Source organism: Pseudoalteromonas sp. (assembly GCF_018402495.1).
GTDB lineage: Bacteria > Pseudomonadota > Gammaproteobacteria > Enterobacterales > Alteromonadaceae > Pseudoalteromonas.
In genome coordinates this window covers 937,499-954,762 of the sequence record NZ_JAGYIU010000001.1, presented here as the reverse complement: position 1 = coordinate 954,762, position 17,264 = coordinate 937,499, and the positions used below count along the sequence as shown (strand labels likewise).

At 39.2% G+C, this 17,264-nt stretch carries 17 protein-coding genes and 2 tRNA genes; 13 read left to right on the top strand and 6 right to left on the bottom strand.

All coding sequences use genetic code 11. From position 1 onward, the window contains the following. Positions 1-351: 351 nt before the first annotated feature. Positions 352-1,608, top strand: a complete 1,257-nt coding sequence (locus KG708_RS04355; protein ID WP_213608263.1) for a diguanylate cyclase — start codon at positions 352-354, stop codon at positions 1,606-1,608. 57 nt (positions 1,609-1,665) lie between these two features. On the opposite strand, the gene KG708_RS04350 is transcribed toward KG708_RS04355, so the two are convergent. The 6 genes from KG708_RS04350 to KG708_RS04325 are packed head-to-tail and all read right to left on the bottom strand — an operon-like array spanning position 1,666 to position 4,366. Further along, positions 1,666-2,343, bottom strand: coding sequence for an rRNA large subunit pseudouridine synthase E (locus tag KG708_RS04350; RefSeq protein WP_213608262.1), 678 nt, complete (start codon positions 2,341-2,343; stop codon positions 1,666-1,668). Beyond that, the gene (locus tag KG708_RS04345; RefSeq protein WP_008112024.1) at positions 2,343-2,672 is read right to left on the bottom strand and encodes a TusE/DsrC/DsvC family sulfur relay protein; all 330 of its coding nucleotides are present in this window, start codon (positions 2,670-2,672) and stop codon (positions 2,343-2,345) included. Before KG708_RS04345 ends, KG708_RS04350 begins: the two co-directional genes overlap by 1 nt. Positions 2,673-2,675: 3 nt before the next feature. Further along, entirely contained in the window at positions 2,676-2,942 is a 267-nt protein-coding gene (locus tag KG708_RS04340) for a DsrH/TusB family sulfur metabolism protein (protein ID WP_028835169.1), read from the bottom strand. Continuing rightward, a complete protein-coding gene (gene tusC / locus KG708_RS04335) occupies positions 2,939-3,295 on the bottom strand; it encodes a sulfurtransferase complex subunit TusC (RefSeq protein ID WP_213608261.1) in 357 nt (118 codons plus the stop codon). Before tusC ends, KG708_RS04340 begins: the two co-directional genes overlap by 4 nt. Beyond that, entirely contained in the window at positions 3,292-3,645 is a 354-nt protein-coding gene (gene tusD / locus KG708_RS04330) for a sulfurtransferase complex subunit TusD (protein ID WP_213608260.1), read from the bottom strand. Before tusD ends, tusC begins: the two co-directional genes overlap by 4 nt. Positions 3,646-3,700: 55 nt before the next feature. Then, a complete protein-coding gene (locus tag KG708_RS04325; protein ID WP_213608259.1) occupies positions 3,701-4,366 on the bottom strand; it encodes a Bax inhibitor-1/YccA family protein in 666 nt (221 codons plus the stop codon). Between the two features lie 252 nt (positions 4,367-4,618). Here KG708_RS04325 and KG708_RS04320 point away from each other — a divergent pair. The 12 genes from KG708_RS04320 (at position 4,619) to KG708_RS04265 (ending at position 17,219) form a co-directional block, all read left to right on the top strand. Then, positions 4,619-4,709: transfer RNA gene (locus tag KG708_RS04320), tRNA-Ser, on the top strand. Positions 4,710-4,762: 53 nt separating this feature from the next. Further along, positions 4,763-4,853, top strand: a tRNA-Ser gene (locus KG708_RS04315). Between the two features lie 172 nt (positions 4,854-5,025). Next, the gene (locus KG708_RS04310) at positions 5,026-5,406 is read left to right on the top strand and encodes a hypothetical protein (protein WP_213608258.1); all 381 of its coding nucleotides are present in this window, start codon (positions 5,026-5,028) and stop codon (positions 5,404-5,406) included. 128 nt (positions 5,407-5,534) lie between these two features. After that, positions 5,535-5,993: a GAF domain-containing protein gene (locus KG708_RS04305; protein WP_213608257.1), complete on the top strand. Its 459-nt coding sequence runs from the start codon at positions 5,535-5,537 to the stop codon at positions 5,991-5,993. Then, positions 5,993-6,271, top strand: a complete 279-nt coding sequence (locus KG708_RS04300) for a hypothetical protein (RefSeq protein WP_213608256.1) — start codon at positions 5,993-5,995, stop codon at positions 6,269-6,271. Before KG708_RS04305 ends, KG708_RS04300 begins: the two co-directional genes overlap by 1 nt. A gap of 16 nt (positions 6,272-6,287) precedes the next feature. Then, positions 6,288-6,926, top strand: coding sequence for an RNA chaperone ProQ (gene proQ, locus KG708_RS04295; RefSeq protein ID WP_213608255.1), 639 nt, complete (start codon positions 6,288-6,290; stop codon positions 6,924-6,926). A gap of 27 nt (positions 6,927-6,953) precedes the next feature. Further along, on the top strand, positions 6,954-8,978 hold the full coding sequence (gene prc / locus KG708_RS04290) for a carboxy terminal-processing peptidase (protein ID WP_213608254.1): 2,025 nt from the start codon (positions 6,954-6,956) through the stop codon (positions 8,976-8,978). Between the two features lie 179 nt (positions 8,979-9,157). Continuing rightward, a complete protein-coding gene (nhaC, locus tag KG708_RS04285) occupies positions 9,158-10,621 on the top strand; it encodes a Na+/H+ antiporter NhaC (RefSeq protein ID WP_213608253.1) in 1,464 nt (487 codons plus the stop codon). A 50-nt stretch (positions 10,622-10,671) separates the two neighbouring features. After that, positions 10,672-13,266 (top strand): aminopeptidase N, encoded by a 2,595-nt coding sequence (gene pepN / locus KG708_RS04280; RefSeq protein ID WP_213608252.1) that lies wholly within the window; start codon positions 10,672-10,674, stop codon positions 13,264-13,266. Between the two features lie 3 nt (positions 13,267-13,269). Beyond that, positions 13,270-13,491: a DUF2835 family protein gene (locus tag KG708_RS04275; protein WP_213608251.1), complete on the top strand. Its 222-nt coding sequence runs from the start codon at positions 13,270-13,272 to the stop codon at positions 13,489-13,491. Positions 13,492-13,744: 253 nt separating this feature from the next. Further along, a complete protein-coding gene (locus KG708_RS04270; protein ID WP_213608250.1) occupies positions 13,745-15,841 on the top strand; it encodes a DUF1302 domain-containing protein in 2,097 nt (698 codons plus the stop codon). 13 nt (positions 15,842-15,854) lie between these two features. Further along, a complete protein-coding gene (locus tag KG708_RS04265; protein WP_213608249.1) occupies positions 15,855-17,219 on the top strand; it encodes a DUF1329 domain-containing protein in 1,365 nt (454 codons plus the stop codon). Positions 17,220-17,264 lie beyond the last annotated feature (45 nt).

Below are 17,264 nucleotides of genomic sequence, written 5' to 3'. Positions count from 1 at the left end.
ATGTTGGCTAAGGATTATTTACTCTTTGTCAGTCGATTTTTACTTAGCCCACTAGGTTACACATTTCGCGCCGTAATAAAATCGCCCCTTGTTTGAACATATTTTAATATGCAAAGAACACAGGTCCTAGATGTCAGGCCATTAAATTATAAATATTATTTTAAGTTGTAAATGATGAGTAAATGTTGTTTATTTAAGCTGTTAGTATTATTTATAGAATATCAGAGAGCGTATTTATTATTGTTCATTAACAAACCTTTACAATCAAATGATTATGCAATACCTTTAGATGAGTTTATATTGAATAAACACTCAAATAAGTATTTATAATATAGTCAATGGAATGAATATATGAACTATGCTTCTCAAGCACAAAAGGTAAAGTCTTACATTGTTGAGTTATCAACAAAGGTACATCGCGATGAATTACCACATAACTTTAAAGAATCAGCCTACCAACTGTTTTATCAAACCATTAGGGTTCCTCGTCCTTATCACTTTCAAGAACCCAACCCTATTTCAGAGTTATTTAGACTCATTGAACATTCTTTAGACTTTATTAATCCCTTTCAACAAGTCATTTTAAAGCAGCTAGAAAAGTGGTGGTTAGAATGGCATTTTGTTGCCACTATGAATGCTTCTCTTGAAATGAAACACGTTGAGCAGCAGCGTTTTGTTAGTAGTGCAACTGAACATCCAATGCGAAAACATGAGCTGAGCCATTATGCAAAATTATTTACTATTTTGCCTTTGCCCGTGTGTAATGTTTGTATGGTAACCGGCGATATTTTAAAGCTTAATCAACGATTTGTAGATGTATTTGGCTATACAATCGAGGATATCCCTAATTTAAAACAGTGGTGGAAGGTCGCGTATCCTGAGCCTAGTTATAGAGAGTCTGCTCAAACGATGTGGGGTGAGTCTTTAGCGCAGGCAAATAAAAATAATGACGATATTCCTGCAAATGACTATCAAATTGTATGTAAAGATGGTTCAAAAGTGGTAATGCAAGTGTCAGGTATTAGTGTAGAAAGTGAATTTATTGCTGTATTTAACGATGCGACGGAGCGTTTAAAAACCCAAGAGATACTTAGCGATATGGCCTTTTTAGACTCATTGACTAAAATTGCCAACAGACGCCGTTTTGACGAAAAATTACATGCTGAATTTAAAAAACTGATAAAAGTAAATACTCAACTTTCTATGATCATGATTGATATAGATAATTTCAAAAAATTTAATGATAGGTATGGTCATATTGCAGGGGATAAGTGTTTACATAGCGTAGCGCAAAAGCTAGCAGAAACAGTCAGTCGTCCTGAGGACTTTGTAGCGCGCTATGGCGGAGAAGAGTTTGTTGTTTTACTCCCACAAACAGATAATCAAGGTGCACTCTTTATTGCAGAACAAATACAAAAATCTATTGAAGATTTAGCGATAGCTCATGAAGATAGTTTTACTGGTTTTCTCTCTGTGAGTATGGGAGTTCATACGGTAAGGCATGGCGAAAAAACTAACCATGTCGATTTCTTTAAAGCAACGGATAATGCGCTGTATTATGCAAAAAGGCAGGGCAGAAATTGCATTGCCTTAGGAAGGCATGAATAACAAAGCATGTTTAACCTTTGCTTTTAATACCAGAAAAGCAAAGGCTAACGTAAAGTATTAACTGTTTGTTGGTGGTCCACTGATTTTATATTGACCTGTTTCAATTCCATCGAGTGTGTATTTACCAATACTGTAGCGAATTAACCGTAACGTTGGGTGGCCAATGTGTGCGGTCATTCGTCGAACCTGACGGTTTTTCCCCTCGTTTATAGTGATACTCAACCAAGATGTTGGAATTGATTTACGTTCTCTCACCGGGGGAGTGCGTGGCCAAAGCGCTGGTTCATCGATTAACTTTACCTGTGCAGGTAAGGTTAATCCATCTTTGAGTTCGACCCCTTGACTGAGCGCATCAATAGATGCTTCTGTAGGCACACCCTCAACTTGTACCCAGTACGTTTTGTTGGTTTTTTTACCAGGAGCGGTTAAGGTATTTTGTAATTTTCCGCAATTGGTCAATAATAACAAGCCTTCACTGTCTCTGTCTAAGCGACCCGCAGCATAAACATCTTTAATAGGAATAAAATTAGCCAGTGTTTGTCTATTTTGCTCGTCTGTAAATTGGCAAAGGACATCATAAGGTTTGTTAAATAAAATAACTTTTTTATCGCTTTGGGCTATCTGCGGCTTAATTGCTCTTTTTATTGGGCTTTTTTTTACAGTACTGCGCGAATATGTACGACCGGTATTGCGTTTACTTGTTGAAGATGACGTGTTTTTAGCTTTTTGTTTCATTAAATACACCGTGCAGGTTTAGGTAAGCCGGCAATTTTAGTGGCTTGTTTGGCCGGTCCCTTCGGAAAAAGCTTATACAGGTACATGCTATTACCTTTATCCTCACCGAGCGCTTTAGCCATCGCTTTGACTAACATTCTAATGGCAGGGCTGGTGTTGTATTCTAGATAAAATGCGCGTACAAAGTTAACAACTTCCCAATGCTGCTCGGTTAATATAATGCTTTCATGTTGTGCAATAACATCGGCTAACTCTTTTGACCAATCAGTATGATCTAACAGGTAACCTTGCTTATCTGTGTCTATTGTTTGATTATTAAATTCCAGCATAAATCACCAAGTAATTGATTGTTTAGATGATAAACTTAGGGTAACGAACTCATCATAGCTAATCGCTTTATCATTCAAATTTAAAGAGATACCACGCGCCGCTGCATCGTCCTTTAAAATATAAAGCGAATCGGCAAATTGTCTGTATTGCCCTTTAGCAAAACAGGCATCACCCACTAATAAAACCGAGTCTGTTAGCATAATCAGATTATCGAGACTGTTTGCACTGTAGTAATTCAGCGGTTTTGAAAATATATGTAAAGTGCTCATAGCGTTACCACGTGCTGCTGATTTTGAATTAACTGTTTTTGGGCATTAAAGTTAACGGTTTTTACTTCAATAAGTAGCTCATTTTTACTTAAACCGTAGTCAATCAGTGACTTTTCACACACGTAGATATTGTCAACATCATATATTTCTAGGGTTTTAATATTTTTAAAAAAATCTTTGATGCCTAAGGTATTTGGATTTTGGTTTTTTTTCAGCGCTAACACCGCAGGACCGCTAAACAACCAACTTATATTTTGATCAACGGCGGCAAAAATCAGCGTCATATCGAGTGCATCGCGAATATGCATGTCATCAAATGGGCTTGATTGACTAATAACGAGTACATTAATCATTTAAATTGTATCCATTTATCTGCTTCACTGGCTAACATAGCAAATTCAGCGAGGCCTGCTACAGCGAATACACCAGTATTTTGCATATCTAAGCCACGCTTTTCAGCTGCGGTAACGCACAGCATTAAATTAATATTTTTGTCGGCTAGCTGTTGCCAAAGTGAGGATAAATTTAACTCATCAGAGGCAAGCTCAAAATGAGTAGAAGAATGATAGATACCATCTTGGTATAAAAATATTGCATCAATACTATGCCCTTGTGCTAAACAAGCGTGAGCAAATTTAACAATACGCTGTGTGGTATCGTGATCCGATGGTGGAGTATGTAAAGAAAGTACAAAGCGTGCCAAAACTATTCCAATAAAAAAGCCCCAATAAAGGGGCTATTTTAACAGAACTATTTAATTAGTCATTATTTGCGCCAAGTAACGCAAGTAAAGACGTAAATAAGTTATAAACGCTCAGGTATAAAGAAACCGTTGCGCGGATATAATTCGTTTCGCCGCCATTAATGATTCTGCTCGTATCGAACAAAATTAGGCCAGACATGATTAATACCACGGCTGCGTTTAGTACCATAAACATTAACGAGCTACCTAGGAAAATATTTACAATACTTGCCACGATAACCACAATTAAGCCCACAGTTAAAAAACCACCCATAAACGAGAAATCTTTTTTAGTGTTAAGTGCATAAGCAGATAAACCTAAGAATATTAACGCTGTTGAACCTAGGGCTTGCATAATAAGCATAGGTCCATTTGGTAAAGCTGCATAATGGTTTAGTAATGGTCCTAAGCCAGCGCCCATTAACCCTGTAAACGCAAACACCCAAAATACACCTGATGCGCTGTCAGCTTTTTTGTTGACAACAAAAAGAAGGCCAAATGAAACCAGTGTAAAAACAAGTCCCATGAAGTAAGGTAATTGTAGTGCCATTGATATACCGGCAGTCACCGCACTAAAGCCAAGTGTCATTGCAAGTAAAAAATAGGTATTTTTAAGTACCTTATTTGTTTCAATGGTCGACATTACCGGATTAGCAGTATTGTACGATTGATTAAATGCCATTGTAGAGCTCCTGTAAGTGAAACTATGTAGTTCCTATAATTTAACTGAAGTTAGATTACCAACTCTTATATGTTTGGGCAAACCTTTATAGATCAATAGACAACTAAATATAAATAAAAGTTCATTTGCTGCATACGATTTATCTTTTTTGTTTTATGTTTAGACAAATTAGTTGTTTTTTAATCACTTGAACAAATAATTGAAAAAAAAGCTTCACAAAGCCTCGGGCTTTCCCTATTATTCAGGCCGTGCGGAGAGATGGCAGAGTGGTCGAATGCACCGGTCTTGAAAACCGGCAGGGGTTTATAGCCCCTCTAGGGTTCAAATCCCTATCTCTCCACCACCTAATTAAAACAATTACGAGTACACACTTTATTCGTGAATTATAAATGCTTCGGAGAGATGGCAGAGTGGTCGAATGCACCGGTCTTGAAAACCGGCAGGGGTTTATAGCCCCTCTAGGGTTCAAATCCCTATCTCTCCACCATTATATTAAAGCCCGCTTATTAGCGGGCTTTTTTGTATCTAATTACGCTATATCTAACCTCAAAACCAAGTATATTTAGTTAATAAATACGACCATAGTCTCTATTTATAAGCTACAGCTCTTAGGGCATGCTAAGAAATAAGATTATGCTTGTGTATTTAAGGACCTTACAATGAAACACCAACTTGCAAAAAGCGTCGCACTTTCATTATTATCTCCTGTTATTATTGGTAGTATGCTTGGGGTTTACTATGCATTGACTATGCGTGGTAATGCGGTCTCTATCTTTTTAGGGCTATTGATGACGGCTATTGCTAATGCCCACATAGTAGGGTTAACGATGGCTGCGTTTGTGGTGCCAGGCTACTTACTTATGTTTAAGTATTCTAAGGTGAATTATTCTGGGGTATTAACACTTGGCTTACTGGGTGGCGCTATTTTTAGTTATCTTTTGAGCGCCACTACTGGCGAGATATTTTTAATCAATAGTGTGATGTCGGGATTTGCTGCAGGACTGTTTTTATTTGGCTTACGTAAATCGGTACAAAGCTAATTGCAGAATATTTAATCAAGTGCGTCGTAAAACCATGTAATTTCCTTTTTTTTACCCGCAAAAGGTTTCAATTTTTAGTGACAAAGAGTACCTTTAGCTACTGTATGTTTAATAAGAAGTAGTTTGGTATGCAAAAGCACGATTTTTACCAGTCATTAGTTAAGCAAACTGAATCGCTGATAGGCGGTGAATCAAATATAATTGCCAATATGGCAAATGTTAGCGCGCTGTTATTTACTTCTTTAGAAGATGTGAATTGGGCGGGCTTTTATTTTATGGATTCACCGACAGAATTGGTACTTGGTCCATTTCAAGGCAATCCAGCTTGTATTCGTATTCCCGTAGGGAAAGGGGTATGTGGCACTGCTGCGGCAACCGAGCAAACTCAGTTAATTTCAGATGTGCATGCGTTTGACGGTCATATAGCCTGTGATGCCGCGTCAAATTCTGAGATAGTTGTACCTATCATGAAAAACGGCCGTGTATTTGCGGTACTTGATATAGATAGCCCAAGTATTGGCCGATTTGATACTGATGATCAAGCAGGGCTTGAAGCACTTGTAAAATGCTTAGAGGCTAACCTGTAATGAAAGATTTGCTAAATGTTCAAGATTACCTCTTTGCCGTACAGGATGTTGGTGATTGGGAGGGTGATGAAGAGCTGGTAGCAGAAACGCTCAATGATTTGATTCACATGGCCTGGGATCGTCTACCTGATGATTTAGACTGTGATTCAATTGATGAAATTATAAATGGTATTTGGGAACATTTACGTGGTGATATGGCTGTGATTGAAACTGACTTTGAAGAGTTAGTTGATTGGAGCATCCACTATGTTGATTCTGCCCTTGATGAAAAGATGTGATTAAATAGGTTCTAAAATGGAAACCACAAACAAGCTAAAAGATATTAATGAAGTATTGGAGTTCTTATACCAAGAATTTCCACACTGTTTTAAACAAAAAGAGGGCATTCAGCCGCTTAAAGTCGGTATCTTTAAAGATATTGCTGAGCGCATTGAAGGCTCTGAAAAGGTTAGTAAGACACAAGTACGCCAAGCACTTAGAAAATACACATCTAACTGGCGCTACTTAGAAGCCGTTACTAAATCTGAATTTCGTATCGATCTTGACGGCAACCAAGGCGAAAAAGTTGAGCAAGAGCACATTGACCACGCTCAAAAAGCGTTGGAAGAAAGTCGTGCAAAAATGGCTAAACGTAAAAAGCAGCAACGCCCGCGTCAAAACTCAGATGCAAAATCATTTAAAAAGAAACCGGCTAATTCGGCTAAAAATACAGCAGTGACAGAAAAGCCTGAAAAAGCTGCGCCGCCTAAGCGTTCAGGTAAAGTTGAACCTTTACCTGCAGGCGAGGTCAAGGTTAATAACAAGGTTAAAGTTAAACTTGGCCAAGCACTTGTTAATGCAGTAATCACTGAAGTAAACAAAGACGATGTTCATGTTGAACTAGTGACAGGTATGCAAGTTAAAACAAAAGCTGACAGCTTATACATTATTTAAGTTGCGAACAAAATTAAGGAGTTGTGTATGAGTAAAAAGTTTTCGCTCATTCCGTTAGTTGCTGCACTGTTTTCAGGGTCGTTATTTGCTGCAGTAGAGCCTGTAACATTAGAAGACTTACCCTTGCTAAAACAAGAAAGTCAACACGCTACAGCAAGTAAGCGAGTGGCTAATCTATTTACTCGTTCACATTACACACCGGTTCGATTTAACGATGAACTTTCCAGTAAAGTTTTCGATCGTTATATCGAATCCCTTGATTTTAATAAAAGCGTGTTTTTAAAAAGCGATATTGATTCTTTTGAGCAATATCGTAATCGTTTTGATAATGCATTAATTAGCGGTCAGCTAGGGTTTACATTTGATATTTTTAATTTAAGCCTTAAACGCCGCTTTGAACGGTATGAATTTTCACTGTCTTTACTTGAAAAAGAAATGACGTTTGACGAGGAAGATGAATACTTTTATGACCGTGAAGACGCACCATGGGCAACATCGCAAGCCGAATTAGATGAAATTTGGCGTGAACGGGTAAAATATGATGCACTGCGTTTAAAAATGACAGGCAAAGATTGGCCAGACATTAAAGAGGTGTTGGCTAAACGTTATAAAAACGCAGAAAAACGTCTTGTTCAGTCAAAATCTGAAGATGCATTTCAAATTGTTATGAATTCGCTGGCACGTAGCATAGAGGCACATACATCGTATCTGTCTCCGCGTCGTGCTGAACAATTTAAAATGGACATGGACTTAGAGCTTGAGGGCATTGGCGCGGTATTAACGCCTGATGAAGACTATACAGTTATCCGTAGTTTAGTCCCTGGAGGACCTGCTGATAAAACAGATCAAATTAAGGCTGATGATCGTATTATTGGTGTGGCTCAAGACGGTGAAGAGTTTGTTGATGTTATTGGTTGGCGTTTAGATGATGTTGTTGATCTTATAAAAGGCCCTAAAGGCACTAAAGTGCGCTTACAATACCTCAAAGGTGTAGATGCACATGGTACGCCTAAGGTAGTTGAAATAACTCGTGATAAAATTCGTTTAGAAGACAGGGCTGCAAAATCAGAAATATTTGAAGCCAACTATTCGGATCTAACCAGTAAAATAGGCGTGATTGAAATCCCTGGTTTTTACAACAACCTTTCTAAAGACGTAAAAGTAGAACTTGCTAAGCTAAAAGAGCAAAAAGTTGACGGTATTATTATAGATTTACGTCAAAATGGCGGTGGTTCCTTGTATGAAGCGACGCAGCTATCGGGCTTGTTTTTTGATCAAGGCCCAGTGGTACAAATTCATACATTAAATAATCGCATTGAAGAGCAAAAAGACCGTGATGGTATCACCTACTACGATGGCCCACTGACGGTACTTGTTGATAGATACAGCGCGTCTGCATCAGAAATATTTGCCGCTGCAATGCAAGACTATGGTCGCGCAGTCATTATAGGTGAGCAAACCTTTGGTAAAGGCACTGTACAGCAGCATAAAAGCCTTGCACGCGCTTATGATTTATACGATAACCCGCTAGGCAGTGTGCAATACACCATTGCTAAGTTTTATCGTATTAACGGCGGCAGTACGCAGCATAAAGGGGTGATCCCAGATATTACTTTTCCATCTGCCATTGACCCAGCACAGTGGGGTGAAAGTAAACAAGACAATGCACTTCCTTGGGATAGCATAGTAAAAGCACAGTACAAACAAATAGGGCGTTTAGCATCTGTTATTAGTCATCTTGAAAAACAACATAACGAGAGAATTAAAGCAGAGCCTGAATTTAATTATGTGTTTGAAGATATTGCTCGCTACAATGAAGAAAAAGACAAAAAAACCATTTCTTTAGTTGAAAAACAGCGTGTTAAAGAAAAGGAAGACAATGAGGCTCGCGCATTAGCCCGAACTAATGAGCGTTTAAAGCGTTTAGGTAAAGAGCCTATAGAGAATCTTGACGATGTACCAGAGGTGATTGAAAAGCTTGATCCCTTCCTTGAGGAGGCAGCATTGATCACACAGGATTATATTAGATACGGTCGTATGGCTAAGCGCTAATTAAGGCTTTGCTCGTTAAAAAAAAGGCGCTTAGGCGCCTTTTTTACTATCGATAATTTGCTAAATTGTTATAATCGCGGATTACCAAAAGTTGAGCTAGATCAACACTGCTCAATAAATGCGCGTACGTGCTAATAAAAATAATCAACATGCATCGAATGTGTGTAGGAGTCTATATTTTGAAGCCCATTGAAGAAAAACCACTTAAAAGTGCCACACTTTTTGATGCACTCATTCCAATTGCTGTATTAATTTGTTTGTTAGGTGCCGCCGTGTACTTATTTGGCGATGATTCATCATCAGGCCCGAATCAAATTGCTTTACTGTTTGCAACCTTCGCTGCAGCACTGATTGGTTTAAAAAATGGCTACACATGGAAAAAATTAGAAGATGCAATGATTGAGGGGATCACTTTATCGCTTGGTGCAATTTTGATCTTACTCATGGTGGGGGCATTAATTGGAACCTGGCTATTATCTGGAACGGTTCCGACCTTAATTTATTATGGTCTGCAAATTATCAACCCTAGCTGGTTTTACGCGGCGAGTTGTTTAATTTGTGGCATTGTTGCAATGAGTATCGGTAGTTCATGGACCACGGCAGCGACCATAGGTGTCGCATTACTTGGTGTTGCTTCTGGACTTGGCCTAGAGCCGACAGTTACCGCCGGTGCAGTTATATCAGGCGCTTACTTTGGCGACAAGCTTAGCCCATTGTCAGAAACAACCAATTTAGCACCGGCTGTTGCTGGCGCTGATTTATTTGAACACATTCACCACATGTTATGGACAACCGTTCCAAGTTTTGTGATTGCATTAGTCATTTTTGTATTCATGGGATTCAATGCCACCGCGGCAGGCGAGGCAGGTCAAATTGATGAAATAACATCAATTCTTCAACAAAACTTTAATATCGGTTTAGAAATGTTGGTGCCTTTAATCGTGTTACTAGTCTTAGCAATAAGAAAAATGCCAGCGTTTCCGGCCATTTCTATAGGCGCTGTAATTGGTGCTTTATGGGCATTGTTATTTCAATCGGACTTAATTGCTAACCAAATAGATGTGACCCAAGGTGAATTTGTTGGTTACTTTAAACTTATCTGGACCACCTTTTTTGACGGTTTTACTATTAGTACCGGTGATGCAAAAATGGACTCGCTACTTAGTGGGGGTGGGATGTCTGGCATGCTAACAACCACATGGTTGATCATGACGGCGCTGATGTTTGGTGCGATTATGGAAAAAACGGGTCTGCTCGATATATTTGTGAAAAGTATCCTTAAAATCGCAAAAAGCACCGGTTCACTGATAGCTTCAACTATTGCAACCTGTTTTGGAACTAATATTATTGCAGCAGATCAGTATATTGCTATTGTTGTACCCGGGCGTATGTTTAAAGAAGAATATAAAAAACGTGGCTTAAAACCGGTTAACTTGTCACGAACGCTTGAAGACGGTGGCACAATTACTAGCCCGCTAATTCCATGGAATACCTGTGGCGCGTACATGCAAAGCGTTTTATTAATCAATCCGTTTGATTATGCGCTTTATGCTTTCTTTAACCTTATAAATCCTTTCTTAGCCGTTATCTACGCTTACTTGGGTATTAAGATACTGCGTATCAAACCTAAACAAACGGCTTAATTTAGGTAGCTCCTTTTATCACTAAAAGGGGCTATTTTTTTGGAGTGATCATGACAGAACTACAAAAACCTCAAGCAAAATACCTAAAAGACTATAAAGCGCCTGATTTTTCAATTGAGCACACAGAGCTGACTTTCGATTTACAGCCATTAACCACTCAAGTAAATGCTTTATTAACGCTTAAACGCGTGGGTGATTCAAATGCCCCCCTGGTATTAGATGGCATTGACTTAACTTTGATCTCTTTATCGATTGACGGTGCAGAGCTCACAGATTATAAAATTATAAATCAGCAATTAATCATTAATAGCCTACCTGATGAATGTCAGCTAAGTATAGTGACGCAAACGTCACCACAAACGAATACTTCGCTTGAAGGTTTGTACTTATCGGGCGGGGCTTATTGCACTCAGTGTGAAGCACAAGGTTTTAGAAAAATAACCTACTATATGGATCGTCCTGATGTGCTTTCAACGTTTGATGTCACTATAATTGCAGATACGACATTCCCGCATTTACTCTCTAATGGTAATCAAGTGGACAGTGGTGAAACACAAGATGGACGTCATTTTGTAAAATGGCAAGATCCGTTCAAAAAGCCAAGTTATTTATTCGCGTTAGTGGCAGGGGACTTTGATGTTTTACAAGATAAATACACAACCCGTAGTGGTAAGGACGTAACCCTAGCGTTATTTGTCGATAAAGGCAACTTATCTAAAACACAGCACGCTATGACCTCGCTAAAAAAAGCGATGGCATGGGATGAATCACGTTTTAATTTAGAATACGATCTTGATATTTATATGATTGTTGCTGTTGATTTTTTCAATATGGGAGCAATGGAAAATAAAGGGTTAAACATTTTCAACAGCAAATGTGTGCTGGCAAATCAAGAGACGGCAACCGACAAAGATTATCACACCATTGAGTCTATTGTTGGCCACGAATACTTTCATAACTGGACCGGAAATCGTGTAACCTGCCGTGATTGGTTTCAGCTGTCTTTAAAAGAAGGTTTAACGGTATTTAGAGATCAAGAGTTTAGTAGTGATTTAGGCTCTCGTGCGCTAAATAGAATCGATGCAGTAAAAGTGATGCGCACCCATCAATTTAGTGAAGATGCCGGCCCAATGGCACACCCAATACGCCCAGAAAAAGTCATCGAAATGAATAACTTTTATACTGTGACTGTATATGACAAAGGGGCTGAAGTTATTCGTATGATGCATACATTGTTGGGTGAGGAAAACTTTCAAAAAGGCATGACACTGTATTTTCAGCGTCATGATGGACAAGCGGTTACCTGCGATGACTTTGTTGCGGCAATGAGTGATGCATCATCAATTGATTTATCACAATTTAAGCGTTGGTATAATCAGTGCGGTACACCACGTTTAAACGTTACCAAAGCGTATGATGAAAGTGCACAAATCTTCACGCTCACTATAGAGCAACTTGCGCCCCTGAATCAGCCTGATAATGCGATGTTACATATTCCTTTTGCGATTGAACTTTTAGATCAGCAAGGCCAAAGTATTGCATTGCAATACCAAGGTAAAAAGGTTGATAGCGTATTAAATGTTACTCAAGCTAAACAAACATTTCATTTTGATAATATTGAACACAGTCCAACCGCCGTATTGCTAGAAGATTTTTCAGCACCGTGTATTTTGAATCAACAGATCACTGAAGCTGATTTATTACATATTATGCGTTTTGCACGCAGTGACTTTTCACGCTGGGATGCACAACAACAATTGTTTATTAATGCACTCAAGGCAAACGTTATTTCAGCTAGTAATGCACCACTAAACGATGCCGTTATTGATGCACTTAGGGTGCTAATATCGCAACGAGAGGGTGATTTAGCGCTGATTGCTGAGCTGTTAAAACTGCCTAGTTTTGACACTTTAGCTGCGGAGTTTGACGTTATTCCGGTTGATGACATTATTGCCAATATTGAGCTATTCGAACAACAAATTGCCAAACAACTACATACTGAGTTTTTAAGTTGTTATCAGGCAATCACCGATGATGGTAGTGTGAGTGCCCAAGCGGTGGCTATTCGCGCTTTAAAACAACTTTGCTTGCACTATTTAGCTAAAACAGACAGTGCTGAGGCGGCAAGCTTAATTGTACTGGCAGCAGCATCAACAAATATGACTAATGTGCTTGGCTCTCTGAGCAGTGTGGTTAAAGCTGCGCACCCATTATCAAATAAATTACTTGCGCATTTTGACAGCCAATGGCGCCATGATGTGCTAGTAATGGATAAATGGTTTGCTCTACAAGCAATGAACAGCGCTGATGATGCCATTGAGAAAATTAAGGCCTTGTATACGCATCCATGTTTTGATTTTTCAAATCCGAATCGAGTTCGTGCATTAGTGGGGAGTTTTTCGCACTTTAATACCGCACAATTTCATCGCTTAGATGGTCAAGGTTATACATTGCTTGGCGATTTATTAATTAAGCTTAATGCGATTAACCCGCAAAATGCATCACGTATGTTAACGCCGTTTATGTCATGGCGCCGCTATGATGAAACCCGTGCCACTGCAATGAAAGCGCAATTAGAGCGCCTTTCGAATTTAGAAGGGTTAAGCGATGATTTATTTGAAAAGGTTGAAAAAGCTTTACAATAAATCATGATAGAACATTATTTTTATATAAATTTGAGCTATACAAAGTGCATGGATTATTACCATGGGCGGTATAGCTCAATCCAAGTTACAGCTGATAGCGGTAAAACAATTCGTTTTTCCGCTCATTATCTTCGACCTTTTATTTCGAGTTTAGGGATCCGAGGTCGATTTAGACTTATTTTAAGTAATGAAAACAAGTTCATCCGTCTCGAACGAGTAGCCTAGCTGTTGTTTTTTATGATATAGGTATACACAAATATTGCCTTTTTGTTAATTTCGATTTGTTCTATTGTTAATTTACGTGTATAAATTATCTGGTATGACGTCTTACCAATACGTAAACGTTAAACAAATAAAAAACTTATAACTGATTGAAGGCGACCATTTGTAATTTGTTTAATTCGCTTCTATCGTTACGATTACACTAAAAACAATAACTTGATCACACAAAAAATACCCGCGACAGGGGGGAACCAAAATGATAAGAAGATCGCTTTTTGTTAAAAATAAAATAGTACTCGGCTTAACAGCTGCGGCTATGGGGTTATCTGCAGCACAAACACAGGCTGCAACATTTGAGGCCGGTGGTTTTGACATTACCTTCGACTCTACTTTTTCATACGGGCAAAGTATTCGGGTTGAAGACCGTGACTTTAACCTCATTGGTAAAAGTAATAACCCATCATTTGATTGGACAGGTTATAACCCAGCAACCAATCCAATTTACTCTTCTCAAGATGTCTGGTCACAACCGGGTTCATACTCGAATAACGGTGATGCAGGTGATTTAAACTTTAATAGCGGCGAAACTTTTTCTAAGCTTTTGAAAGGAACGCATGACCTATCAATAAGTAAAGATAACTACGGCTTATTTACTCGCTTTATGTACTTTTATGATTTTGAATTAATGGACGGCGATCGTGCTTACGTTAATCCAACATCTGGTCAGGGTGTAGATCCGTGTGACGATGATGATACAAAAGAGCAAAGCTGTGCCGACCTTCGTTTACTTGATGCCTACATATGGGCAAACTTTGATTTAAACGACGGTAAAAATCCACTCTCAATTCGCCTTGGCCAACAAGTGGTTAACTGGGGGGAAAGTACATTAATCTCTCATGGTATTAACGTAAACCCGGTTGATATTGACCGATTAAAAGCCCCTGGTGCTGAACTCAAAGAAGCATTTATTCCGGTTGGTATGTTGTGGGCCTCATTAGGGCTTACAGAAAACATGACCTTAGAGGGCTTTTATCAATACCAATGGCATGAAACACGTTTACCTGCAGCAGGGACTTATTTTTCTACCAATGATTTTGCGGCTGAAAACGGTTATCAACAAAATGTACAGCTTGGTTTTACCTCAAACCCTGATATTGACTTAGCGTTTTTAACAGATAACTTGAATAACCTGATGGCAACTTATGGCCAAGTGGCTGCGAGCCAAGGTATTGACCCTTCAAGTGCAGCAGGTCAAGAGTTACTTGCCAATATGTACTTAGCGTACCCAACTAAGGTTGCCCTTAAAGGTAAAGGCTATGATGGAAAAACAGAGCCTGATGATGGCGGTCAATATGGTCTGCGCTTAGGTATGTTTTTACCCCAGTGGAACGATACAGAAGTGGCACTTTACCATGTAAATTACCATAGTCGTCGTCCACTTATTTCGGGTCGCGTATCTAATTTCACGCAAGCATCATTACAACAAGATTTAGCCATGATTGCTACTACTGAAATTACCTCTGATAACGTATCCGATTTAAAAGCATTTGCTAAAGCAACTAATGAATACCCTGAAGATATCAAACTATATGGTTTGAGTTTTAATACTTCGCTTGGTGAAACCGCATTTGCCGGTGAGTTCACGTTTCGTGAAGACGAGCCGCTGCAAATTGATGACGTAGAGTTACTTTACGCCGCCATGCCTGAGCAATTAGCAATCGCTGGTTTGCGCCCTGAATTTGCGGGTATTTCGCAAATGAGTAAAGGTGATGCTGCAAGTGTTGTTGGTCCTGGTGAATTAGCCCAAGGTTACATTGAACGTAATACTTCACAGTTACAATTTACAGCAACGCATTTATTTGGCCCTTCACTCGGTGCTGATAGCTGGGCGGTTGTCGGTGAAATAGGCGGTGTGCGCATTAATAATATGCCTGAATACGATGAAATGCGCTTAAATGTTTCTGGTACTGGTCGAAGTGGTATTATGACAGGCCCAGGTAGTTCTGATTACTCAGCGTTGCATATGGCACTGTCGAATGGCCCTGAGCAAAAATCGTTTGCAACAACCTCTTCTTGGGGTTATCGCCTAATCGCTAAAGGCGACTATTACAATATTTACGATGGTGTTAACTTTTCACCACGTTTTGTGTTCTCACATGATGTCAATGGTAATACGCCTGATCCAATGTTCTTATTTATTGAAGACCGTAAATCGCTAGGTGCTACCATGAGCTTTAATTACCAAAATGCATGGTCATTTGATGTTAGCTACAACTCATTTTGGGGTGGTGGTGATATCAACACTTTCTCTGACCGAGACTATATTTCTTTTAACTTAAAATATTCTATTTAGGGGTAATATTATTATGATTAAAAAACCTACCCTCATTGCTACAGCGTTTTGTAGTTTGTTCGCAAGTCACGTTGCGCTGGCTAAAATTAGCCCAGAAGAGGCAGCGCGCTTAGGTCAAGATTTAAGCCCCGTTGGAGCAGAAAAAGCAGCCAATGCAGATGGCTCAATCCCTGCGTGGAATGGCGGTATCACCCAAGCTCCAGCGGGTTATGAGCCAGGCATGCACCACTTAGATCCTTACGCAACTGATGAAGTATTGTTTACAATAGATAAAAGCAATATTGATAAGTACAAAGACAACTTAAGTCCAGGGCAAATCGCATTATTTGAAGCGTATCCAGACACGTTTAAAATGCCGATTTATAAAACCCGTCGTTCAGCTTCGTACCCACAGTTTGTATATGATGCGACAAAGAAATTTGCTACTACAGCAGAATTAGTTGAAGGCGGTAACGGAATTAAGAATACAGCTATTGGCATTCCATTTCCTATTCCTAAAACCGGTTTAGAGGCAATTTGGAACCATTTACTTCGCTATCGTGGTCAGTCAATTGAGCGTTTTGGCGGTCAGGCAGCGCCTACTGCATCGGGTTCGTATAACTACATTGGCTTTGATGAACAGCTATTAGTCAAATATTCAGATCCAAACGCAACACCGGCTGAATTACAAGATTCAAATATTTTGTTTAAGTTTAAACAGCAGGTCACTGAGCCGGCTCGTTTAGCCGGTACAGCGTTATTGGTTCATGAAACCATGGACCAAATTTTAACTCCTCGCCAAGCTTGGACATATAATTCTGGCCAGCGTCGTGTTCGTCGTGCACCAAATGTAGCGTATGATGCACCAGGTACAGCAGCAGACAGCCTGCGCACCACCGATGACTTTGATATGTTTAACGGCTCGCCGAATCGTTATAACTGGACCCTAAAAGGGAAGCAAGAGCTTTATATCCCGTACAATAGCTATAAGCTTCACAGCGATAAGCTAACCTATGATGATATTTTAAAGCCTGGTCATATTAATCCTGAGCATACACGTTATGAAAAACATCGAGTGTGGGTTGTTGAAGCAAATTTAAAAGATGACACGCGCCATATTTATAAAAAACGTGTATTTTATATCGATGAAGATAGCTGGCAAATCCATGTTACCGATATTTATGATAACCGTGATCAACTTTATCGTGTAGCAATGGCTTATGGGCTTAACTACTACGAAGTACCGACGCAGTGGAGTACGCTTGAGGTATATCATGATCTTAACTCTCGTCGTTATTTAGCTATTGGCTTAGATAACCAAGAAAAGATGTATGATTTTTCTCAGTCATTTAATGACAATGAATTTACATCGAGCGCTTTACGTCGCGCTGGTAGATAGTTTAAAAATAGGCATCTAGTTTCCTAGGTGCCTTTTTCTTTCATA

Bases quoted from the DNA above. Each gene is read 5' to 3' on its own strand.
- KG708_RS04340 (WP_028835169.1), bottom strand. From the start codon at position 2,942: ATGAGCACTTTACATATATTTTCAAAACCGCTGAATTACTACAGTGCA.
- prc (WP_213608254.1), top strand. From the start codon at position 6,954: ATGAGTAAAAAGTTTTCGCTCATTCCGTTAGTTGCTGCACTGTTTTCA.
- KG708_RS04265 (WP_213608249.1), top strand. From the start codon at position 15,855: ATGATTAAAAAACCTACCCTCATTGCTACAGCGTTTTGTAGTTTGTTC.
- KG708_RS04310 (WP_213608258.1), top strand. From the start codon at position 5,026: ATGAAACACCAACTTGCAAAAAGCGTCGCACTTTCATTATTATCTCCT.
- KG708_RS04300 (WP_213608256.1), top strand. From the start codon at position 5,993: ATGAAAGATTTGCTAAATGTTCAAGATTACCTCTTTGCCGTACAGGAT.
- KG708_RS04355 (WP_213608263.1), top strand. From the start codon at position 352: ATGAACTATGCTTCTCAAGCACAAAAGGTAAAGTCTTACATTGTTGAG.
- pepN (WP_213608252.1), top strand. From the start codon at position 10,672: ATGACAGAACTACAAAAACCTCAAGCAAAATACCTAAAAGACTATAAA.
- proQ (WP_213608255.1), top strand. From the start codon at position 6,288: ATGGAAACCACAAACAAGCTAAAAGATATTAATGAAGTATTGGAGTTC.
- KG708_RS04275 (WP_213608251.1), top strand. From the start codon at position 13,270: ATGATAGAACATTATTTTTATATAAATTTGAGCTATACAAAGTGCATG.
- KG708_RS04325 (WP_213608259.1), bottom strand. From the start codon at position 4,366: ATGGCATTTAATCAATCGTACAATACTGCTAATCCGGTAATGTCGACC.
- KG708_RS04345 (WP_008112024.1), bottom strand. From the start codon at position 2,672: ATGCTGGAATTTAATAATCAAACAATAGACACAGATAAGCAAGGTTAC.
- tusC (WP_213608261.1), bottom strand. From the start codon at position 3,295: ATGATTAATGTACTCGTTATTAGTCAATCAAGCCCATTTGATGACATG.
- KG708_RS04350 (WP_213608262.1), bottom strand. From the start codon at position 2,343: ATGAAACAAAAAGCTAAAAACACGTCATCTTCAACAAGTAAACGCAAT.
- KG708_RS04305 (WP_213608257.1), top strand. From the start codon at position 5,535: ATGCAAAAGCACGATTTTTACCAGTCATTAGTTAAGCAAACTGAATCG.
- KG708_RS04270 (WP_213608250.1), top strand. From the start codon at position 13,745: ATGATAAGAAGATCGCTTTTTGTTAAAAATAAAATAGTACTCGGCTTA.